The 19,704-nt window shown below is 66.7% G+C and carries 20 protein-coding genes; 6 read left to right on the top strand and 14 right to left on the bottom strand.

The window, feature by feature from the left end:
• Positions 1–204: 204 nt before the first annotated feature.
• Positions 205–573 carry a tetratricopeptide repeat protein gene (locus tag FIF60_RS16185; protein WP_144187152.1) on the bottom strand — a complete coding sequence of 123 codons (369 nt, stop codon included), beginning with the start codon at positions 571–573 and terminating at the stop codon, positions 205–207.
• A gap of 108 nt (positions 574–681) precedes the next feature.
• Between FIF60_RS16185 and FIF60_RS16180 the strand changes: the two genes are divergently transcribed.
• Complete coding sequence (locus FIF60_RS16180) at positions 682–963, top strand: hypothetical protein (protein WP_144187150.1); 282 nt, start codon at positions 682–684, stop codon at positions 961–963.
• Between the two features lie 101 nt (positions 964–1,064).
• On the opposite strand, the gene FIF60_RS16175 is transcribed toward FIF60_RS16180, so the two are convergent.
• The 10 genes from FIF60_RS16175 to FIF60_RS16130 all read right to left on the bottom strand — a co-directional run bounded on the left by FIF60_RS16175 (position 1,065) and on the right by FIF60_RS16130 (position 9,573).
• Positions 1,065–1,607 (bottom strand): DUF1523 family protein, encoded by a 543-nt coding sequence (locus FIF60_RS16175; RefSeq protein WP_144187148.1) that lies wholly within the window; start codon positions 1,605–1,607, stop codon positions 1,065–1,067.
• An 842-nt stretch (positions 1,608–2,449) separates the two neighbouring features.
• The gene (locus FIF60_RS16165) at positions 2,450–4,576 is read right to left on the bottom strand and encodes a copper-translocating P-type ATPase (protein ID WP_204251218.1); all 2,127 of its coding nucleotides are present in this window, start codon (positions 4,574–4,576) and stop codon (positions 2,450–2,452) included.
• Between the two features lie 163 nt (positions 4,577–4,739).
• On the bottom strand, positions 4,740–4,880 hold the full coding sequence (locus FIF60_RS22410) for a DUF2933 domain-containing protein (RefSeq protein ID WP_158639261.1): 141 nt from the start codon (positions 4,878–4,880) through the stop codon (positions 4,740–4,742).
• A gap of 59 nt (positions 4,881–4,939) precedes the next feature.
• On the bottom strand, positions 4,940–5,377 hold the full coding sequence (locus FIF60_RS16155) for a Spy/CpxP family protein refolding chaperone (protein ID WP_158639260.1): 438 nt from the start codon (positions 5,375–5,377) through the stop codon (positions 4,940–4,942).
• 306 nt (positions 5,378–5,683) lie between these two features.
• The gene (locus tag FIF60_RS21695) at positions 5,684–5,833 is read right to left on the bottom strand and encodes a hypothetical protein (protein ID WP_158639259.1); all 150 of its coding nucleotides are present in this window, start codon (positions 5,831–5,833) and stop codon (positions 5,684–5,686) included.
• 18 nt (positions 5,834–5,851) lie between these two features.
• Complete coding sequence (copM, locus tag FIF60_RS16150; protein ID WP_239451669.1) at positions 5,852–6,262, bottom strand: CopM family metallochaperone; 411 nt, start codon at positions 6,260–6,262, stop codon at positions 5,852–5,854.
• A 92-nt stretch (positions 6,263–6,354) separates the two neighbouring features.
• The gene (locus FIF60_RS16145; RefSeq protein WP_144187139.1) at positions 6,355–6,825 is read right to left on the bottom strand and encodes a DUF411 domain-containing protein; all 471 of its coding nucleotides are present in this window, start codon (positions 6,823–6,825) and stop codon (positions 6,355–6,357) included.
• A 12-nt stretch (positions 6,826–6,837) separates the two neighbouring features.
• Positions 6,838–8,250 (bottom strand): ATP-binding protein, encoded by a 1,413-nt coding sequence (locus FIF60_RS16140; protein WP_144187137.1) that lies wholly within the window; start codon positions 8,248–8,250, stop codon positions 6,838–6,840.
• On the bottom strand, positions 8,247–9,005 hold the full coding sequence (locus tag FIF60_RS16135; RefSeq protein ID WP_144187135.1) for a response regulator transcription factor: 759 nt from the start codon (positions 9,003–9,005) through the stop codon (positions 8,247–8,249). Before FIF60_RS16135 ends, FIF60_RS16140 begins: the two co-directional genes overlap by 4 nt.
• A gap of 25 nt (positions 9,006–9,030) precedes the next feature.
• A complete protein-coding gene (locus FIF60_RS16130; RefSeq protein ID WP_144187133.1) occupies positions 9,031–9,573 on the bottom strand; it encodes a hypothetical protein in 543 nt (180 codons plus the stop codon).
• A gap of 178 nt (positions 9,574–9,751) precedes the next feature.
• Between FIF60_RS16130 and FIF60_RS16125 the strand changes: the two genes are divergently transcribed.
• The 4 genes from FIF60_RS16125 to cueR are packed head-to-tail and all read left to right on the top strand — an operon-like array spanning position 9,752 to position 12,991.
• Positions 9,752–9,952 carry a heavy-metal-associated domain-containing protein gene (locus FIF60_RS16125; RefSeq protein ID WP_144187131.1) on the top strand — a complete coding sequence of 67 codons (201 nt, stop codon included), beginning with the start codon at positions 9,752–9,754 and terminating at the stop codon, positions 9,950–9,952.
• A 16-nt stretch (positions 9,953–9,968) separates the two neighbouring features.
• A complete protein-coding gene (locus tag FIF60_RS22450) occupies positions 9,969–10,217 on the top strand; it encodes a heavy metal-associated domain-containing protein (RefSeq protein WP_239451668.1) in 249 nt (82 codons plus the stop codon).
• Positions 10,218–10,229: 12 nt separating this feature from the next.
• Positions 10,230–12,509: a heavy metal translocating P-type ATPase gene (locus FIF60_RS16120; RefSeq protein WP_338032096.1), complete on the top strand. Its 2,280-nt coding sequence runs from the start codon at positions 10,230–10,232 to the stop codon at positions 12,507–12,509.
• Positions 12,509–12,991 (top strand): Cu(I)-responsive transcriptional regulator, encoded by a 483-nt coding sequence (cueR, locus tag FIF60_RS16115; RefSeq protein WP_144187129.1) that lies wholly within the window; start codon positions 12,509–12,511, stop codon positions 12,989–12,991. The genes FIF60_RS16120 and cueR overlap by 1 nt, the downstream gene beginning before the upstream one ends.
• 132 nt (positions 12,992–13,123) lie before the next feature.
• Here cueR and FIF60_RS16110 read toward each other — a convergent pair whose 3' ends face one another.
• On the bottom strand, positions 13,124–14,362 hold the full coding sequence (locus tag FIF60_RS16110) for an MFS transporter (protein WP_144187127.1): 1,239 nt from the start codon (positions 14,360–14,362) through the stop codon (positions 13,124–13,126).
• Between the two features lie 706 nt (positions 14,363–15,068).
• On the opposite strand from FIF60_RS16110, the gene FIF60_RS22405 reads away from it, so the two are divergent.
• Entirely contained in the window at positions 15,069–15,251 is a 183-nt protein-coding gene (locus FIF60_RS22405) for an SAM domain-containing protein (RefSeq protein WP_144187126.1), read from the top strand.
• 2,671 nt (positions 15,252–17,922) lie between these two features.
• Here the strand turns inward: FIF60_RS22405 and FIF60_RS16100 are convergent.
• Together FIF60_RS16100 and FIF60_RS16095 are read right to left on the bottom strand one after the other, a co-directional pair.
• Complete coding sequence (locus FIF60_RS16100; protein WP_144187124.1) at positions 17,923–18,696, bottom strand: anti-sigma factor family protein; 774 nt, start codon at positions 18,694–18,696, stop codon at positions 17,923–17,925.
• Entirely contained in the window at positions 18,689–19,204 is a 516-nt protein-coding gene (locus tag FIF60_RS16095) for a sigma-70 family RNA polymerase sigma factor (protein WP_144187122.1), read from the bottom strand. The genes FIF60_RS16100 and FIF60_RS16095 overlap by 8 nt, the downstream gene beginning before the upstream one ends.
• Positions 19,205–19,704: the final 500 nt, after the last annotated feature.

Genomic DNA, 19,704 nt, shown 5'->3' with positions numbered 1-19,704 from the left:
GCCTTGATAGGCTGATCGAGCGTGAGGCTCTGCGGCCTGCTGGAGCAGCGCCTGCATGCGGGACTGCCACGTTTGCAGCCCATTGGAGCCTTTGCGTGGTGAAACCCAACGGCCGGCTCTCGAATGTCGACCTCGGCGCTCCGATGCCAGCTCTACAGGCGATAAAGCGGGACACGGTATGGACCGTTACGGCGACATTAGATCTCAACGGGGCGCGCGGCGCGCCAACTCCACCAGGAGCGCAGCAGCTTCGCGATCAGCGGGATCGAGGGCGAGCGCAGCCTTTGCATGCCGCTCCGCCTCCGCGAACCTGCCGCGATCGCGCTCGAAGGTGGCGGCCGCGATCAGGCTATCGCGATGACGTGGATGACGTGCGAGCACGGCGAGCGCCTCGTCCACGCGATCCTGGCGATGCAGCGCGAGCGCGTAAGTGTAGGCGTAGCGTGGTTGGTCCGGCGCGAGACTCGCCGCGGCGGCCAGCGTTTCGGTCGCTTCGCCGATCCGCCCGCGCCGTGCCTGCAGGAGCTGACGAGCGGAGAAATAGGTAGTTTGTTCCGTGAAACAGGCGGGCATCAGTTCAGTCCGCTAAATGGCGTTCAGGCAAACGCGCATCAGCAGGCTATACGAAGATATCCTCCACGCAATAACGAGTAAGCTTGAGCGCAACGATGGAGTTTTCTAATGGTAGGGCTCGACGCACTAGAGAAGGGCATGCGTCTGCGCGAGGAAGGAAAGTTGACTGAAGCAGAGCATGCATTTGCAGTTGCAGCCCCACACGGAATTGCTGAAGGATGGATTCAGCTAGCACAGATTCAAGAAGGGCGAGGAGAAGCGGAGCTAGCAAGGCTAAGCATACGAGAGGCAGAGAAGCTAGCCGAACAAGGCGACACGTTAGCAAACTCGAGTCGTAGCCTTGTCTATGTGATTGGACACGGGCTATTTGCGACAGTCGATAATGAGTAGTTTATGCACATACTACCGAGATTACGCGACCGATCTGGCACCGCGCAACCTCCAACCCGTTGTGACCTGAGCGCCGTGGCCTCGTTGTGGCAGCCCGCGCCTCAATCTACCGGTCGGCGGGCCCGCAAATAGGTCATCAGCAGTCCGCCGAATACGGCGATCCAGAACAGATAGTGCGAGGCAAACACCACCCAGGCCAGCGTCGGCTTCAGTGAGATCAGGTTCGGATGCCATGAGGCCAGGTAGCTGCGCACCCCGGTGGCGATGAAGGTGCGCGCCTCCTCCGGCTTGCCCTCGATCGATTTCGCGACGCCATACACGTCATCAGAGTTGCGCTTCAAGAACAGCCAGGAATCCTCGTTGCGGAACTGCTGGTCCCCGCCCCAGCCACGCGTGTAGATGAAGTCCACATCCTCGGTCTCGCGCGGCGACGTTGACCGCTCCACGCGCCGTACCTCGGTGCCAGTGACATAACCGTGGCCGACAAATGGCCGGCTCATTTCGAACGGCACCCACAACACGATCGCCGCAACGACGATGGTCAGCGCACGAAAGTCGCGCAGCCGGAGGCTGCGCCAGGCCAGCAGCAGCAGGACGGCCAGCAGCACCAGGCCAAGGGAGAGATAGTTGTACAGAAAACTCATCAGACTTTCCGTCGCTCATCTGCCATCTGGTGAGGTAGGCTACCCACCATCCGACGGCGTTTGCAAAGGAGGAAGTGCCGAGAGGGCGCCGGCGGCCAGCGCCACCGATCAGTGATTGTTGTCCGACTGATGATTCGGCTGAGTAGGGCGACGTACCGGCAGTCTGCGCAGACAGCGACTGCGGTGCGCAGCATCGCGTCGGCGGCGGCGGCCGGCCGATCGCCAGCATGCGCCTAGCGTCATGGCAGCCATCCGCTCGGCGTCAGCACGAGCCCAATTCCAAGACCGAGCAGCGCCCGAACCGGCAGCACCGCTGGCGATAGCCGCACCAGTGGCGCCAGGAGCGGCCCTGCCCCCAGCAGCACGGCGCCCGTCAGCATCGCCGTTCGGTCCACCTCACTCTCGCGAGGCCGAAGCCCGCGCACTCCAGCACCACGGTGTCCACGATGACCATTGCGCCCGCCGCGGCTACGGACAGGTTGAGCGCCAGCGCCCCGCGTAGCCGCGGCTTAGCGAGATAGATGCGCCAGCAGCGCGTCGTACGGCCAACGCTCCCCCCGAGGTCGTCGGGGGCATTGGTGAGGGCAGCACGCGCCAGCGCCACCACCGGCAAGTTCGTAGGCGAGCAGGCCGAGCGCCACTTCGCGAAGCCGGTACCGAGAAGCGACAACACCTGGGTCAGGAACAGATTGCGGAAGTGACGTTCGCACGCGGCTAAGCATCGCAGTGGTGCTCACAACGATATCGGCTGACGCCTTTCGTTCTTAGACCGATGTGTTTTGCCTGAGAATGCTGCCACATTTGCGCCGGCAACATTCATGCGTAGCAAACTGCCAGTTGGATCAAAGCTCGGCCCGCTTCAACAGCTGCGCATTGAGTGCCACGATCACCGTGCTGGCCGACATCAGCACTGCGCCGACGGCGGGTGTGAGCAGGATATCCCAAGGCGCGAGGACACCCGCAGCCAGGGGGATAGCGACGATGTTGTACCCTGCCGCCAACCAAAGATTCTGAGCCATCTTGCGATATGTAGCCCTGCTCAAGGCAATGATCCGAGGAATGTCACGGGGATCGGACCTCACGAGCACGATGTGCCCGGCCTCCACGGCGACACCGGCTCCGGCGCCGATTGCGATCCCGATATCGGCTGTGGCGAGCGCCGGAGCATCGTTCACGCCGTCGCCGACCATCGCAACCTTCTTGCCCTGCGCCTGAAGCTCTCCGACCTTGCCGGCCTTGTCGTCGGGAAGCACCTCAGCGAACACCGCGTCGATTCCAAGTTCCTTCGCGACCGCGTCGGCCACGGCCTGGGCGTCGCCCGTCAGCATGGCGACCTGGATCCCCCGTTCGTGCAATGCAACGACGGCTTGGCGGCTCTCCTCGCGAATCGCGTCGGCCACCGCGTAAACGGCCAGCGCTTTGCCGGCGCGGACGAGATAGATCGCGGCCTGCCCGCGGCCGGCCGCAGCACTGGCCGCCTGCTCGAGCGCGGGCGGCACGAGCACGCCTTCCGCCCCCAGCAGTGCCGGCCCGCCCATGTGGTATTCCGCACCTTCAATGGTCGCTGCCACGCCCTTGCCGGTGAGTGCGCGAAAGCCATCGGCTGAGGGAATGTCGATACCCTTGTCTTCGGCAGTCTTCACGATGCCTCGGGCGATCGGGTGCTCGGATTCCGATTCGATCCCGGCTGCGATCCGAAGTGCGTCGTCCTCGGACAGACCCTCTGCAACTGCCATGGCCACGACCCGGAAATCACCCAGCGTCAACGTGCCCGTCTTGTCGAAGATCACTGTGTCGAGGTTGCGCGCTTCCTCCAGTCCGCGCCGGTCGCGCACCAGAAGACCGTTGCGAGCGCCAAGCGTCGTGGAGATGGCCACCACCAGCGGCACGGCCAGACCAAGCGCATGGGGGCACGCAATGACCAGCACCGTCACCGTCCGAACCACGGAGAAGTCGATTGCTGCGCCCACCGACTGCCAGGCGACGAAGGTGACCGCGGCAGCGGCAATCGCCACCACCGTCAGAAGCCGCGCCGCACGGTCCGCCAGGTGCTGCGCTCTCGACTTCGACTTCTGCGCATCCGCCACAAGCCGCATGATGCCCGAGAGCTTGGTCTTGTCCCCGGTTCCGGTAACCTCAACGCGGAGCGATCCTTCTCCGTTGATCGTGGCGGCGATCACCTCGTCGCCTTCGCGCTTCTTCACCGGCCTGGACTCGCCGGTGATCATCGCTTCGTTGACGTCACTCTGCCCCTTGCGCACCAGGCCATCTGCCGGGACGCTTTCGCCAGGGCGCACCAGAACGAGGTCGCCATTCTTCAGTGCGCTGACAGCGACCTTCTCCTCACCCGTCTCAGTGATGCGCGTCGCAGTGTCGGGGAGAAGCTTGGCCAGCTCCTTCAATGCTCCCTGAGCCTGGTCGATCGACCGCATCTCGATCCAGTGACCGAGGAGCATGATCGTCACCAGCGTGGCCAGTTCCCACCACAGCGCATCCGCCGTGATCAGTCCGAGTTCTACGATCCAGGAGAACAGGAAGGCGACGGTGATCGCGAGTGAGATGAGCGTCATCATCCCCGCCAGCCGGAACTGCAGCTCCCGCCACGCGCCCTGCAGGAAGACCAGGCCGCCGCAGACGAAGACGGCAGTGCCGAGCACGGATCCGATCCAGGCCGATCCAGGAAACACCGGGGCGCGGTAACCGAGCAGATCCTGGATGTGCCCGGCCCAGACAACCACGGGAAAGGTCAGCGCAAGCGAGAGCCAGAAACGGTCCCGGAACATCGCGGGAGAGTGGCCCTCGTGCTTGTCATGGCCTCCGTGGGCGTCATGGACGCGGCGATGGGCGGTCGTTGCCGGATCCGCCATCCTCACGCCCACCGGGTTGCTCACTGGTCCCGACGAGGTTTCTGTTTCCTGGTGATGCGGACCGCGGTGACCGTGCGTGCCGCCGGTGGTGCTCTTGCTCATCCCGCAACCTCTGCCAGGGGCGCGATCACCGTGGCGTCAAGCCCTACGTCAATCTGTGTCCGGACCGAAACGGCAGCCAACACAGCATTAGCGCGCGGCTCGTCATTGTCGGCAACATGGCTGGAGCCGCAGTGACTGACCCACGCTTGCGGACCAGCGAAGGTCACCTCGCATCACCATTGGCTGTGCCGTGGATCAGCGGGCAGCGTAGGAGGATCCGGTCGAGGAGTGCGCCGAGCGCGTGACCGCCATGCTCCTTGACGAGATTGAACGCCGCAACCAGGACGAAGCCAGTCAGAGCCATTCCGGTGGGCGACCGCCACCACATGGGCGATGCCTCCACCGTGAGACGTTGCCTCTTCGTCAGTACATTCGGCCCATCCGCATCCCACGACCGTGTTCGATCATCAGCTCATCGGCCGTGCGCCGCTGCTCCTCCGAGAGCGCGGCGTAAAGAGGGCCGGCGGCAGCGGCGACCGCGCGCATCGCTTCAAGTTGTTCCGACAGCGCGGCGATCCGCCGCTCCATCTGCTGCAGCGCCGTCGGCGGCGCGGCCGAAGGCTGGCCAGGGGCCTGCGTCGGCATGGCGGCCTGCCCCAGCCGTTCAGTCTGGCTACGCACCGCATCCGCGAACGTGTTCCAGGGTGCTGCCTGGGCGTCGGTGATACGAAGCTCTGCGCGGATGAAGGCCAGCCGACCTTCGATCCTGCGATAGTGTTGCATCCCCACAGGTCCAGGCGATGCAGCCATGCGGCCCTGCATCATCTGCATCATCCGGCCCATGTCGCCGCCCATCATCATGCCACCCGCTCCTGGCTGGGCCGCACCGGAAACCGGTGGCGATGCGGCTTGCGCTGCGCCAGGCGTCCCTGCCGGATGGTGGGGGTCTGGCGTGGCAGGTGTCTGTGCAACGGTGAGGCCCGAACCTGCCATCATCCCCGCGACCGCTGCCGCTAGGATCACAGGCCTGATCATGATCGTCATGGCTTCCTCACACTCGTTGTTTGTTGGCGGTGTCACGGGGCAGACCGCACGGCACCGAATACTCTCGACAACGCGCGGGCCACAGACGCTCGCACGGCCGCAGGCTCTCGTGGCACCTGCCGGTCAGAGCCTGAACAGATACTTGAGCAAGGCTGCGATTGAGAGGAGAACCAGCACGAGAAGGAGCACGCCGAACAGGCCCATGCCCCAACCCATGCCGGACTGCATCATCCCTTGCATCATCGCGGCATCCTCCACTTCCTGGACGGGCACGGTCCGTCCCGGCGGCCTTCAGCTTCGCCCGAGCCGTGCGAGGATCGCGCGCATCTGGGTGATCTCCTTCTCCTGCGCAGCGATGATGTCCTGGGCGAGCTTGCGCACCTCGTCATCCTTGCCGTGATCGAGAACGATCCGCGCCATGTCGATCGCGCCCTGATGGTGCGGGATCATGCCGGCGGCGAAATCCTTGTCCGCATCGCCGGTATAGGTGATCGCCATGTCGCGATGCATCTTGTCCATCGCCGCCCGATAGGCCGTCGTCGAGGGAGAAGCGACGCCATCTGGCGAGCCGTGCTGCATGCCCGGCATCATCTGGCCGCCTGGCATGCGATGGGCGGGGGGCATGCCCTGCGCCAAGGCGTATCCAACCCATCCGCCAACAACGGCAGCAAGCAGACCGGTCATGACGATCGAACGGCGCATCGGGGTCTCCCTCGGCTTCTGGTGCTCCCCAATGTCGCCATTACGGATGTCTCGGGCGTCAGCGGTTCATGACGAAAGATTGCAGACCGCGCCTACAGCGGGACGCCACCGCGAAAGCGCATAAACACCGTGTGAGGGTGGCTGCCGAATGCGATGACGTCATACGTGTCTGGCTGCTCGCCAGGTACCTCCATGCCAGGCGACCCGATCGGCATGCCAGGCACAGCGAGCCCCCGAACGGAGCCAGGACGCTCGGCAAGAAGCCGTTTCACCGCCAGTGCCGGTACATGCCCTTCGAGCACATAGTCACCGATCCGCGCAGCGTGGCACGAGAGCAGGTCCGACGGCGTTCCGAGCATCCGCCGAATGGCTCCGACCGACCGCACGACATTCGCCTCGACCGTGAAGCCGTGCTCGCGCATATGCGCGATCCAGTCACCACAACAGCCGCAATTCGGATCGCGCCAGACCTGGACCACAGGAGCGGGTTCGGCGCCAACCTGATGCGGGACCGCCAAAGCGGCAAGCCCCACGATCACCACATGTCGGCGATTGATCGTCATCGCTGTTTCCTCTCATTTCTGACCAGGCTTTGGCAAACACACCGTGGCGGTGAGTCCGCCTGGCGGACGGTTTGCCAGCCCGATGGTTCCGCCATGGTGTTCGATGATCTGACGTGCAATCGTCAGCCCAAGCCCGCTTCCCCCGGTGCCCCGGTTACGCGACGTCTCGAGACGGCGAAACGGCTCGAACACGGCTTCCAAGTGCTTCGCCGGAATTCCCGGCCCGCTATCATCGATCCGCACCACAACCTCGTTTCTACCATCCTCGACACGCACGCGAACGCTGCCTGCGTATTTGATGGCGTTGCCGATCAGGTTCGCGAATGCGCGCTTCATCGCAAGCGGACGGCAGATGAGCCGGAGCTGTGATGGCCCCTCGAACCCAGCGCGTGCACCGGAATCGGTTGCTTCGTGACAGAGCGTTTGGAGAGTAGCAACGAGATCGACCGGCCGTCGAAGCTCCGCCTCCGTTTCGCCGCGGAGGTAGGCGAGCGTGGCATCGATCATCGCCTCCATCTCATCGAGATCCCTATCGATCGACTGCTGTGCATCGGGATCATCCACGAATCCCGCACGCAGCCGAAGCCGTGCGATCGGCGTCCTAAGGTCGTGGCTGACCGCCGCCAGTGCCTGTGTGCGGTCGGCGATCAGGCGATCGATACGGGCCTGCATCCTGTTGAACGCACGTGCTGCGTGGCGCACCTCGTGGGGCCCTTCCTCCGGCACGCGGACGGCCCCTGCCGTCCCGCCGATGCTGTCGGCCGCATCCGACAATGCACGCAGCGGCCGGCCGATGAGCCGCACCACGACGACACCCAGGATGAGGATGCCGATGGCCATCGCGGTCGTTGAAAGCAGCGTTCCATGTTGCGACGCGACAGGGCGGAACAGGGCGGCTGAGAAGTTCAGCCACGTGCCGTCGGAGAGCGGAATGGCACCAACGAGAAGGTGCGGCGTGACGTGGGATGCCTCCTCCGCGTAGCCGACGCGCAGACCGGAGCCGACGAGTTCGGGGGCCCGCTCAGCCAGCCGTGCCCGAACGGCCTCGATGCGCTGACTTGTCTCTGCCGAAAGGCGCACCGTTGGGCTTGCCGTCCAGTGCATGTCCAGGCTGGCGGATGAGAGCGCATGCGCTGCCCTGTCGCGTTCCTCGGGAGGCTGTTCGGAGACGAGGCGCTTGCCTGCCACGAGACGTTCAGCGAGTTGCTCCTCGCGGCCGGTGCCGACCAAGGCCTCTGTGCCGACCTGGTGCAGCCAGAGGCTTCCGAGATGGAACAGCATCAGGCCAGCGAAGAGCACACCCATGATCCGCCCGGCCAGGGTGTCGGGCACCAGGCGTGACCACACGCGGCGCGGCAGGCTTGTTTGCACCCCGCTCGCGGCAATGCTGGAGACGATGAACGACCGGCTCTCGCTACCGCTCATGCCAGCCGCCTGACCTGCGGCACGAGCATGTAGCCTGCGCCCCTCACCGTCTTGATGATGCTCGGGCTGTCGTCGGTCGGCTCCAGCTTCCGGCGCAGGCGGCTGACCATCACGTCGACTGCACGCTCGGTGCCATGGCTGACGACGCGATTGCGCGCGAGGTCGAGCAGTTGGTCACGGCTGAGGACGCGCTGTGAGTGCTCGCAGAATGCAAGGAGAAGCTCGTACTCGCCTCCGGACAGGTCCGTCGAGACACCATCGGGCGAGGTGAGCTCACGCCGGCGCGCATCCAACGTCCAGCCACCGAACACAAGGTGATCACCCCTCGCTCCAGCCACAGGCTCTCCGCCTGCGCCGCGCGACCGCCGCAACAGGGCGCGAATGCGGGCTAGCAGCTCCGCGCGTCCGAAAGGTTTCGGAATGTAGTCATCCGCGCCGAGTTCCAGCCCCACGACCCTATCGGTCTCCTCCCCACGCGCGGTGACCATGATGATCGGTACGCCCGAGCGCGCGCGCAGTGCGCGGCAGAGATCGAGTCCGGACGTGCCAGGCAGCATGACATCGAGCAGCACAAGATCGACTGTTGCGTTCGTGAGCGTCTCCCACATCTCACGCCCGTCGCGCACGCCGGTAACCCGAAAGCCGTTTTGGCGGAGGAACTTCGCGATGAGCACACGCATTTCGCCGTCGTCCTCGACGACGAGGATGTGCGCCTCGGGAGCGAGTGCATCGGACGGCTCGCGCAGGGGTTCCATGCCTGGTTCCCTGTATCTTCGTTCGTCAGTGCCGTCGGTGGCGTCGATGCGGTCCTGCCGCCGGGGTACCACGATACCCCCGAAGGTGATCGTAGGCCTCCATCTGCGCCTGCGTCAGTAGGGCTGCCTGTTCGACGTGCGTACGCAGATGAGCGTTGCGAAGTTCGCCCTGCAGCATGCCGATGATCGCGGTACGTCTATCGAGTTCGGCTTCTGTGATGCGGCGTTCACGGAACAACGCGTCCAGCACCCGCTCTTCTTCGACGATCCGAGCACCGATCGTGCTGGCCCTCTCGCGCATGGCAGCAGCGAGCCTCTCGGTACTGTCGCGTTGCGCGTCGGTCAGGGCAAGTCGATCGGCAAGCTCGAGCCCATGCAACGGGCCCGGCCAGCCGTTCAGTTCGGCGGCAAGTGCCAGCCCCATGCCGCGCCCCGCCAGGAGGTCCGCCTGCTGCTCGTCCGAAAGCGCCCGGATGGGCCGGTCCACCATTCCGGCATAGGGCGATTGGGCATCGGCGATGGCCGGGATCGAGAGAAGAAGTGTCAGAACAGCGATCATCCTGCGCATAGGACCTCCTTGAGCCGAAGCCGCGAGCTGCGGACTGTGACGAGCGTGCCCAACCATCGCGTTGCCTGGTTGTGACAAAGTGTTGCTGTAGGCCAAGCAGTGGAACTGCCGCTTGACCCTCCAACGATGGGAGGGTCTAGAGGTCCTGTCTCCCGCAACGCTGCGACAGGAGACAACCATGCAGCACTTCGACGTTCCCGACATGACCTGCGGCCACTGCGTGAAGACGATCACGCAGGCCGTGCAGTCGGTCGATCCCGTGGCAAAGGTCCAGGCGACCCTCGCCACGCACAGCATCAGCGTGACCTCGAGCGCGAGCGCGGCAAGCCTCTCCGCCGCCATCGCCGCCGCCGGCTACGCCAACACCCCCCGGGCCTGAGGCAGGAGCAACCGCGATGGCCCCCGACACTAACATCACGGAGTGGATGCCCGCGCTCCCGGCGTCCACCTCCGCTTCGCCGGACGCCACGCTCTCGGTCCCGATCGAGGGCATGACCTGTGCCTCCTGCGTTCGCCGCGTCGAGCGGGCCATCGCGGCCGTGCCCGGCGTGGCCGCCGCCGCCGTGAACCTCGCGACCGAGCGGGCCGAGGTCCGCTTCGACGGCACCCCGGCTCTCGCGGCGGTGCTCGGCGCCGTCAGCTAGGCCGGCTACGGCGTGGGTACCGAGGCGACCGACCTCGCCGTGGAGGGCATGACCTGCGCCTCCTGCGTCGGCCGCGTCGAGCGCTCGCTGAAGGCCGTGCCCGGCGTGACGGAGGCCGCGGTGAACCTCGCGACCAACCGTGCACGCGTGACGCACCTGCCCACCGTCACCGTCCCGGCGCTGATCGAGGCCGTGCGCGACGCCGCCTACGGCGCCCAGCGCATCGGCGCGGAGGCCCCGGTCGACCGCGGCGACCGCGAGCGCGCCGCGCGCGCTGCCGAGATCCGCGGCCTCGCACGCAGCCTCGGCCTCGCCGCGCTGCTGACCCTGCCGCTGATGGTGCTGGAGATGGGGGCCCATCTGTCGATGGCCGTCCACCACGCCATCCGCGACAGCATCGGCTTTGCGCTGAGCTGGAAGATCCAGTTTGTGCTTGCCGCGCTGGTGATGTTCGTCCCTGGCCTGCGCTTCCAGACCAAGGGCTGGCGTGCGCTGCTGCGCGGCGCGCCGGACATGAATTCGCTCGTCGCGCTCGGCACCGGTGCTGCCTTCGCCTACTCGACCGTTGCGACCTTCGCCCCCGCCTTGCTGCCAGCCGGTGCGAGGCACGTCTTCTTCGAGGCGGCGGCGGTGATCGTGACGCTGATCCTGCTCGGACGCTGGCTCGAGGCGCGGAGCAAGGGCCGCACCTCCGAGGCGATCCGTCGGCTGATGGGCCTGCAGCCGCCCACCGCGCGCGTGCTGCGCGACGGGGCGGAGCAGGAGATCCCCGCCGCGCAGCTGATCGCCGGCGACATCGTGCTCGTCCGGCCGGGCGAGCGCATTCCCGCCGATGGCGAGGTGACCGAGGGTGCCTCCTTCGTCGATGAGGCGATGATCACCGGCGAGCCCGTCCCGGTGGAGAAGACCGCAGGCGCGCAGGTGACTGGCGGCACGGTGAACGGCACCGGCGCCTTCCGCTTCCGCGCCACCGCCGTGGGCGGGGAGACGGTGCTCTCGCAGATCGTGCGCATGGTCGAGCAGGCGCAGGGATCGAAGCTGCCGATCCAGGCGCTGGTCGACCGCGTGACCATGTGGTTCGTGCCGGCGGTGCTCGCCATCGCGGCGCTGACCTTCGGCGTGTGGCTGGTGTTCGGATCGGATCCGGCGCTCGCCTTCGCGCTGGTGAACGCGGTCGCGGTGCTGATCATCGCCTGCCCCTGCGCCATGGGCCTGGCGACGCCGACGTCGATCATGGTCGGCACCGGCCGGGCGGCGGAGCTTGGCGTGCTGTTCCGCAAGGGCGAGGCGCTGCAGGCGCTGCGGGACGTCGAGGTCGTCGCCCTCGACAAGACCGGCACGCTCACGGAAGGACGTCCGACGCTGACCGATCTCGCGGTGGTGCCCGGCGAGGATGAGGCCACGATCCTGTCGCTGGTCGCCGCGGTCGAGGCGCAGTCCGAGCACCCCGTCGCGCAGGCCATCGTCACCGCGGCGCGGACGCGCGGCTTGGTTCTGCCCGAGGCGACCGGCTTCGAGGCCGTTCCCGGCTACGGCGCCACGGCACTGGTGGACCGGCGGCGCGTCGCCGTCGGCGCAGACCGCTACATGGCTCGGCTCGGCCTCGACGTCGTGCCCTTCGCCACCACTGCGGCTACGCTTGCGGACCAGGGCCGCACGCCGCTCTACGCTGCGGTGGACGGGCGGCTGGTCGCGGCGCTCGCGGTGGCCGATCCGGTCAAGCCGGGAACGCCGGCGGCCCTCGCCGCGCTCAGGGCGCACGGGCTGCGCATCGCCATGGTGACGGGCGACAACCGCCGCACGGTGGAGGCGATAGCGCGGGGGCTCGGCATCGAAGAGGTGGTCGCCGAGGTGCTGCCGGACGGCAAGGTCGCCGCCGTGCAAGGCCTGCGCGAGGGCGGGCGGAAGGTTGCCTTCGTTGGCGATGGCATCAACGACGCGCCCGCGCTCGCCGCCGCCGATGTCGGCCTCGCGGTCGGCACCGGTACCGACATCGCGCTCGAGAGCGCTGATGTGGTGCTGATGTCGGGCGACCTCGGCGCGGTAGCGACGGCCTTCGGGATCAGCCGGGCCACCATGGCGAACATCCGGCAGAACCTGTTCTGGGCCTTCGCCTACAATGTTGCGCTGATCCCGGTCGCCGCTGGCGCACTCTGGCCCTTCGGCGGCACGCTGCTCTCGCCCATGCTGGCGGCGGGCGCGATGGGGCTCAGCAGTGTTTTCGTGCTGGCGAATGCACTCCGGCTGCGGCGGTTCCAACCCGCCGCGGCCACCGGGCGGGAGGGTGCGTGATGAATATCGGCGAAGCAGGGAAGGCCTCGAGCGTCTCGGTCAAGATGATCCGCCACTACGAGGCGAACGGCCTGCTGCCCGCGGCACCGCGGACAGAGAGCGGCTACCGCGTCTACCGCCCCGACGACGTGCACGCGCTGCGCTTCATCCGCAACGCCCGCGATCTCGGCTTCCCACTGGCGGAGATCGAGGAGCTGCCCAGCCTCTGGCGCGACCGGGCGCGGGCCAGCGCCGAGGTGAAGCGCCTCGCCATGGCGCATGTAGCGGCCATCGAAGACAAGGCGAAGGCCCTGCACGCGATGGCCAACACGCTGCGGCAACTGGCCACCGCCTGCCACGGCGACCATCGACCGGACTGTCCAATCCTGGAGGGCATTTCCGGTGAGGAGACGCCGTTACCGTCGACGAATGGGAATAGCGGCCACACACGCGCGGGCGGGATGCTGCGGCGGGCGAGCATCGCTCGCGCTCCGCAGGAGTAGGGCGCCCGCCCAGCCCCAAGGAGTGATTGTGTCTTGGGTCGAGGACGTAAGCTTCCCGACGTCCTCGGTGCCTTGCGCTCCGCTGGGAGTAGCTGTTTGGCCCAACCGTGGCCTCGGTTGTGATGCAGTTTTTCAGCCCCGTGCATGCTCCTCCGGCGGCCGGATGTGGCGGAAGGCCCAGAGCAGCGCGAGATCATAGGCTACCTTAAGCAGACCGCAGACGATGAAAGGGGCCGCATGCCATCCCGCGGCAAAGACTGCTCCCGAAATTGCAGGCCCGGCCGCGGCCGCAAGGCTGCGCGGCACACTTGTGAAGCTTGCCGCCGCGGTGCGCTCCTGTGGCGTAACGACAGCCATGACATAGGAGGTCCGCGTCGGCACATCCATCTGCGACAGCGCCGCCCGCAGCAGCAGCAGGCCGAGCGCCCATTCGACACCGGGCGCGAACATTGCCGCGATGAGGCAAAGGCTCGACGGGATGTGAGTCAGAACCATGGTGTTGATCAGCCCAATCCGCGCCGCGAGCCAAGCCGCGACAGGAAAGGAGAAGGCCGACAGCACGCCCGACCAGAAGAAGAACACACCTGCCTGCGCCAGCGAGAGGTTGAAGCGCTCGAACAGCCACAAGGCGAGAAGAGCCTGCACCGCAAGGCCGCCGGCAAAACTGTCGACGCTGAACAGGGCGGCGAGTTTCAGGACGATGCTCCGCGACGGCCCCAGCGGCGCGTGGTCCATTCGCAGCGCCTCCGCCGGGACTGGTTCTAGCGTGCGATAGGCAAACAGACAGGCGAGCCCAATCATCGCGTAGAGCAGGAAGACTGCCCGCATGGCGTCGCGTTCGCCGAAACCAAGGCCGACCAACGCATCCGGCCCCGCCGCCGCCAACGCACCGGTAGCGGCTGCGAGCGCACCGACAAGGCTGTATTGCGCAAAGACCGCCGTGCGCCGCGCATCCGGCGCAGCCGAGGTCAGCACGACCTGTTCGAGCGGCGCAAAGACACTGACGCTGCCGGCGGAGGGGTTAATGGTCCCGAAAAGGGCGAATGCGGCGAGCAGCGCGAAGCCTGCAGCCGCCGCAAAGCCAAGACCCGTTCCGATCATCAGCGCCGCTGCCGCAATAAGAAGGCTGCGCGGATCCACGCGCGTGCCGAGAACGCCGACGCCCAGCGTCATCAGTGCCGAGCCGAACAACGCGATGGTGGCGACCGCCCCGACCTCGCGCGCGCCGAAGCCAAGCGTCACGAGATAGGCTGGCAGCACCACGGCGACTAAGCCATCGCCGAAGTCGCGCAGGCCGCGCGCCCAGACCACGGGGCGGATCGCATGCCGCCACTCCGCCGCGTGTCGCGGCACTGCGCCCGCCTCGCTCATTGGCCAATCGCAAAGCACCGCGGCAGCCCTGCCGCGGCGGTGACGGCACCCCACAAGGGACCCGCCAACACATGGCCACGGACCGCGATGGGCAGGCTGCGCACATTCTTGGCGAGGTCTTCGTCCGTTCGGACGTTGGCAACGATGGGTGCGTCGGCGGTTACCGCGACGCGTGTCCATTGCACGATGGCGATGAGATCGGGACTCGGCACGACACGCCCCTCACTGTCCGTCCGGATTACGGAAGCGTGGACGCGATTCTTGAGCCGAAGCCTTACGGGGCGATCGCGGAAGGCCCCTTGCCGTTAGGATGAAGCCGAACGCTGCAAGACGTCAACAAGCGCGAGCCTGGCGACCGGCTACCCCTTTTTCTAACGGTAAGGACGGTAGACGTTCCAAACTCGGTTCCCTTTGCTACGCCACCTCTTCGCACCGCAAACTCTCTCGCTCCCTAAGGCCCCCGTCCTGGGGCGCAGGTTTTCCGCGGGTTTGGCGCTGCGACTGGCGGATGCGAAGTCGGAAACGAGCGCCGAAAATCGCCCTCCCGCCTCTTTCTCTCTGAACCTGCCTACTTGCGTGATTTACCCGCCAGCCGGAAAGCCGCAGAAAACCTACACTTCGTGTGGCGAAATCTGGGCGGAGCTCGCATAGGCGGGTGCCCCAGCATATCGATAATTGTGAATCTCCCCGGGCCTAAAGATTTCTGTTGAAGGCTCTCCCGGTTCTGCTGACCACGGAAGACATGAGAGATCTTGGCGTAAGTTCTGTTGGTCACCGCCGCCGCATGCTCGAATCGGTCAAGGCAATCCGTGGCGGATTGGATCCGGGAACGAATACCGGCAAGCCCAAGCAACGCTTGGCGAAGGCGAGCGGCGCCAAGTCACGGTGATGTTCTGCGAGCTTGTCGGATTCACGCCAAAGGCCGTGCGCATCGGTCCAGAGGATCTAGCCATAGGCGTCGCAGATTAGCACGCGGCCGTGGCGGCATGTGTACGCGCAGAGGGGGACACGTCGCTCTGTTTCTCGGCGATGGCGTGATGGCCTATTTCGGATGGCCGGAGGCACATGAGGACGATGCCTAACCTTGCCGCTCGCCTGCAGGTCGCGGCAGAGCCGGGCATGGTCGTCGTTTGTCCCACACCGGATCGGGTTCCGTGTTCTCCGGCGCTTCGCTGAGCGCCGCGTCGACGCCCAGCCGCTGGTCGCGCGGACGGGCGTCGCACTCCTCCTCAACGCCGAACGCCTCGAGCCCGGCCAGGAGGGATCGTAAAACCGCGAAAGCCGTAATCGATCTCGAGCGTCAGCACGTCCCTCGCGAAGCGATCGGTTCCAGTCGGCCAGCGTCGCCGCATGGCCCCACAGCACCCACTCGGGGTCGTTGCCGAAGTGGTTGGCGCTCATCGCCTGAAGCTCGCCCACCTGCGCGTCGAATGCAGCCTTCACTGTCAGGAACTCCTCGAGGCTCAGGTGCTGGTTAACACCACCCGCTCCGCCCGATTAGTCCGCATCGATCTTAATCTGCGCCCCCAACACGTCGCTCCGCCTGGGCGCGAAGTGAAGCGAAACCCCGACTAAGGAAATTGCGATGATGGCACCACAAAGGTCCGAGTGTGATCCGCCATGCTGGTGCCGTCAGATCTCGACACTGCGGCATCGTCCTTCGCTGGGACGATCCGGAGCGGCTCTCGGTGCTCGTGCTCAGCGGCATGGATAGGGCGCTGCTGGCTGCAGAGGCGGCGGCGTGCGATGCAACGATCTAGCTCTACGCCGAGCTAGCGCCGCCGCCTGACGCGGTCGTCAGCTCGCGCTGTTCGCCAAGCGCCTGAAGGCTGCGGGCGTCTGTGGGCGATCTTCGCGCCTGTGTTTCATCCCGCGAACCGCTGCGCGCTCTCAGACAGGACCACAGTCCAGCCGGGCTTTGCGCCAAACGATCGGGTTGCGTGAACCCAAATCAGCCGCGGAAGCAGATCCGGAGGTCGTGCTGTCAGCAGCGGACCTGCGGCCTTGCTTAAATGCCGAAGCGGCTCGCCATGCCAAAGCAGCACGGCGAGCCGCAAACCGATGTCAGACGATCGGGGCGATGCCGCCCAAGCGGACCTTCCCAGCGTCGGACACACTGCGCAGAACTGGGTTTATGATGCCACCCAGACGAACCTTGCCGGAGTCGTTAGACGTAGCGGGAAGGCGAATACGCTTGGTCATCGGCTTTCTGCTCCTTGCTGTGTGATGGCGACCGGAACTCCCGCCCGCCGCAGTCAATTGTGTGCAATAATGATTAAAAAATTCCTTCTACCAATCATCGACGGTTCGCCAACGGTCGCCCTTTGACCCTCCGCGGGCAGCATTGCCCGGTTCGATGCGCACGAACTGCACCACCGCCGGTCGGCTGTATGGCGGTACGGCGCGCGACCGCTAATCCCGGGGCGCCGCAGCGCTGTTGTGGCTACAGGCGCTCAAGCCCATGCGGCGCTCCGCGAGCGGCACTCGCAAGGCGCGAAGTACGCCCTTCTACTCGCGGATCGATTGAAAAGTGTCAGATGTTGGCTAATGGACCGAGCCGCGGGCCAACTCCTGTGCGCTTCCGAGTCGACGAGGCCGCTGCGTAGTCCGATCTTTTTGCTGCTGGCCGGGCGGACAGCAGGCCCACCGATCAGCCACGACCCGCGGGTGAACATCCTTCTCGACGCTGTCGATTGAATAAACACCGGAATGGAGCCTAGATCGGCAACTTCCCAGGCCGAGATCGCCGAAGCGGCGGGGCGCAACCGCCGGAATAGGGGTCAGGAATTGGTTCGTACCGAGTCGGAGAAGGCCGATAACGAGCGCGAGCGCGACCGTTTGTCGCATGCCGCACGACAGCGTGCGGACAGGCTTCGCCGAAGAAGCTTAACCATCGAGCACCTCCGCCCACAGCTCTCGTGCCGCTCTCGGTGTGGCAGAGCCCCTCGCCGCCGCGGGAGTATGGGAGGCGATCGTCGCGCTCATATTCGATCCTGCGAACCGCGCCGCGCTCGCCGACCTCATCATGGTGCAGCAAGGCATCGCGCCCAGCGATCCCGTCGCGCGTGCGCTCATCAGCGCCGCTGGGGCGCATTCGGGGGGTACTGCTTCGACTGCCGTGAGCCTCGCGTCCCCCGTTCTCGCGCATCGGCCCGTCCAGGAAAGCCCTGGGCGGGCCTTTCTGCGTTTCGGGGGTACCGGCTGTTGCTTGAGCCCCAAGGACGGTGACTGGTAAACCAACACGCCGGATCACAGCGCTCACCCCGCATCCGCGTGCGGTGGCGACAACATGGCTTGGCGTGCGATGGCACCCTGCCCTCGAGCCACAATTGGAAGCGATAGCGAGATTTTCCGCGACGGAGGGATCAGCCTCGAAACGAACCACGCCGGACGATTGGCAGGAGGTGCGCCAAAGGGGCCTTAGGCGGGGTCTCGTCGCGTACAGCGCGCCGCTTATCTCAAGGCGGACAGCGCCCACGTTCAACACGTTTTTGCACGCGCCTGGGCACGTCCGCATTTCATCGCAGCCGAGCAAGAGGCGCATCGGGTTGTGTCGCGGTTCATAGGCGCTGCTGAAACAGGTCGGCTCGGTCGATGAGGTCGTCGCGTTCGCCTGGTGCGCTTAGCGCGATACCAAGGCCGGAGCGGAACCAGTAGCGCGTTCGCACGCCGCCATCGAGGCGCTGCCCGCCACCCGAGCGCCCGGCGCTGTCCGGCCGGATGTAGAGCGTCACGCGGCGGCCCTCTCCGTCCGCGTAGATCAGCAGCACCGCCGAGCCGTCCTCAGTCGCGAGCTTCCGCCCCTCGACCAGGCTGAGGCCGAGGTCGGAGAAGTCCGGCGGCGACACGGCCTGCCCGGCCCGCGCCGAGAGCTCCACGAGCGCCCGCGCCAACTCCGGCTGGCCGTTCCCGGCCGCGACCTGCCCCGCGGCGGCGAAGACGCGATAGGCCGCGACCGCATCGCCCATCGGCGCCTCCGCCCGCATCTCGCCCGCTGGGAGCGGCAGCAGCCCGCGGCCATGCCACCCGCCGATCAGGCCGAGGACGAGCGAGGCGGCGGCGATGGCGGTGAGCTGGCCGGTCCTGCGCGGCACCCTCTCTCGCTGCGCCGCGCGCACCACGGAGACGCGCAGCCGCGCCGGCACCGGCTCCTCCGCGATGGGTCGCAACGCCTCCTTCAGCGCGGCGCGGTCGCCGGCCATCGCCGCGACGCGCGCGGCAACCTCCGGGCGGTCCGCGAGATAGGCCTGGACGCGCGCCGCGGCCTCGGCATCGGCGCGCCCGTCGACGAAGGCCTGCAGGTCGTCCTCCCCGAGCGGCCGCGGGTCAGCCATGGCGACGCATCGGGACGACCCGACCCTCCATCAGGGAACGCAGCGTCGAACGCCCGCGCGCAAGGCGCGACATCACGGTCCCGATCGGTATGCCTAGCAGGTCCGCGGCGTCCCTGTAGCTCATCTCCTCCACCCCCACGAGCAGCAGCAGGGCGCGCTGCTCCTCCGGCAACTGCGCGAGCGCGGCGACGAGGTCGCGCCGCAGCAGCGGCGCATCGTGGCCGGGCGGCGAGGGCGGCGCATGCACCTCTTCCTGATAGCTGGTCTCGCCGCCGCGGCGCACGGCGCGGCGGTGGTCGGAGACGAAGCGCCGGTAGAGGATGCTGAACAACCAGGGCTTCAGGCTGGCTTCGCGGCGCAGCGGCAGCGTCGCCGTCAGCGCCTGCAGCAAGCAGTCCTGGACCAGGTCGTCGGCCGCGTGCTGATTCCGCGTCAGGCCGTAGGCGAAGCGGCGCAGCGCTGGGATCACCGCGTCGATTGCAGCGTCATGGCGGTACCGCCAGGTCATTCGGCGACACCCGCCACAGGGCATCGCGGACTGCGTCTAAGCCGGGCCTGATCGGACATCATCGACTCATCTCCGGGATCCTTCAGGCATGCGACGCCACGGGGCGCAGTTTATTCCCCTGGCGGCTTGGCTCTTTACACGCGGCGGCGAGGGCGTCGTGTCATCACGCATCGGTGATGCCGCCTCCTGTGCGGCGGGGCTGCGCGCAGGATGGCTGGATCGTGCCCGCATCTCGCGCCCCGTGCGGCCGCACGAGAGGCAACGGCTGCGGAATAAGCGCTCGCGCATCGCGTCCAACGTCGCGTGCCGGCCGCGAGCCGGGCACCGGTCGAAGGAGAAACACATGACGAACGGATTGCTGCATGGGACGCGGCGCGGGATCGGCGCATCGGCCCTCGCCCTGCTGCTCGCCGGTGCGGCGCGGGGGCGTGACGCGCGCGCCGCCGCGCCGGTGGTCAGCGACGGCATCGTGCGCGCCTTCGGGCCCGGCGGGCCGCACG

Origin of the sequence: Elioraea rosea (genome assembly GCF_007644105.1) — a bacterium.
Taxonomy (GTDB): Bacteria; Pseudomonadota; Alphaproteobacteria; order Acetobacterales; family Acetobacteraceae; genus Elioraea_A; species Elioraea_A rosea.
This window is presented reverse-complemented; position numbering and strand designations above follow the sequence as displayed.

Coding starts and splice junctions, on each gene's coding strand:
- FIF60_RS16185 (WP_144187152.1), bottom strand. CDS start 573: ATGCCCGCCTGTTTCACGGAACAAACTACCTATTTCTCCGCTCGTCAG.
- FIF60_RS16180 (WP_144187150.1), top strand. CDS start 682: ATGGTAGGGCTCGACGCACTAGAGAAGGGCATGCGTCTGCGCGAGGAA.
- FIF60_RS16175 (WP_144187148.1), bottom strand. CDS start 1,607: ATGAGTTTTCTGTACAACTATCTCTCCCTTGGCCTGGTGCTGCTGGCC.
- FIF60_RS16165 (WP_204251218.1), bottom strand. CDS start 4,576: ATGAGCAAGAGCACCACCGGCGGCACGCACGGTCACCGCGGTCCGCAT.
- FIF60_RS22410 (WP_158639261.1), bottom strand. CDS start 4,880: ATGGCTCTGACTGGCTTCGTCCTGGTTGCGGCGTTCAATCTCGTCAAG.
- FIF60_RS16155 (WP_158639260.1), bottom strand. CDS start 5,377: ATGATGATGGGCGGCGACATGGGCCGGATGATGCAGATGATGCAGGGC.
- copM (WP_239451669.1), bottom strand. CDS start 6,262: ATGCGCCGTTCGATCGTCATGACCGGTCTGCTTGCTGCCGTTGTTGGC.
- FIF60_RS16145 (WP_144187139.1), bottom strand. CDS start 6,825: ATGACGATCAATCGCCGACATGTGGTGATCGTGGGGCTTGCCGCTTTG.
- FIF60_RS16140 (WP_144187137.1), bottom strand. CDS start 8,250: ATGAGCGGTAGCGAGAGCCGGTCGTTCATCGTCTCCAGCATTGCCGCG.
- FIF60_RS16135 (WP_144187135.1), bottom strand. CDS start 9,005: ATGGAACCCCTGCGCGAGCCGTCCGATGCACTCGCTCCCGAGGCGCAC.
- FIF60_RS16130 (WP_144187133.1), bottom strand. CDS start 9,573: ATGCGCAGGATGATCGCTGTTCTGACACTTCTTCTCTCGATCCCGGCC.
- FIF60_RS16125 (WP_144187131.1), top strand. CDS start 9,752: ATGCAGCACTTCGACGTTCCCGACATGACCTGCGGCCACTGCGTGAAG.
- FIF60_RS22450 (WP_239451668.1), top strand. CDS start 9,969: ATGGCCCCCGACACTAACATCACGGAGTGGATGCCCGCGCTCCCGGCG.
- cueR (WP_144187129.1), top strand. CDS start 12,509: ATGAATATCGGCGAAGCAGGGAAGGCCTCGAGCGTCTCGGTCAAGATG.
- FIF60_RS16110 (WP_144187127.1), bottom strand. CDS start 14,362: ATGAGCGAGGCGGGCGCAGTGCCGCGACACGCGGCGGAGTGGCGGCAT.
- FIF60_RS16100 (WP_144187124.1), bottom strand. CDS start 18,696: ATGGCTGACCCGCGGCCGCTCGGGGAGGACGACCTGCAGGCCTTCGTC.
- FIF60_RS16095 (WP_144187122.1), bottom strand. CDS start 19,204: ATGACCTGGCGGTACCGCCATGACGCTGCAATCGACGCGGTGATCCCA.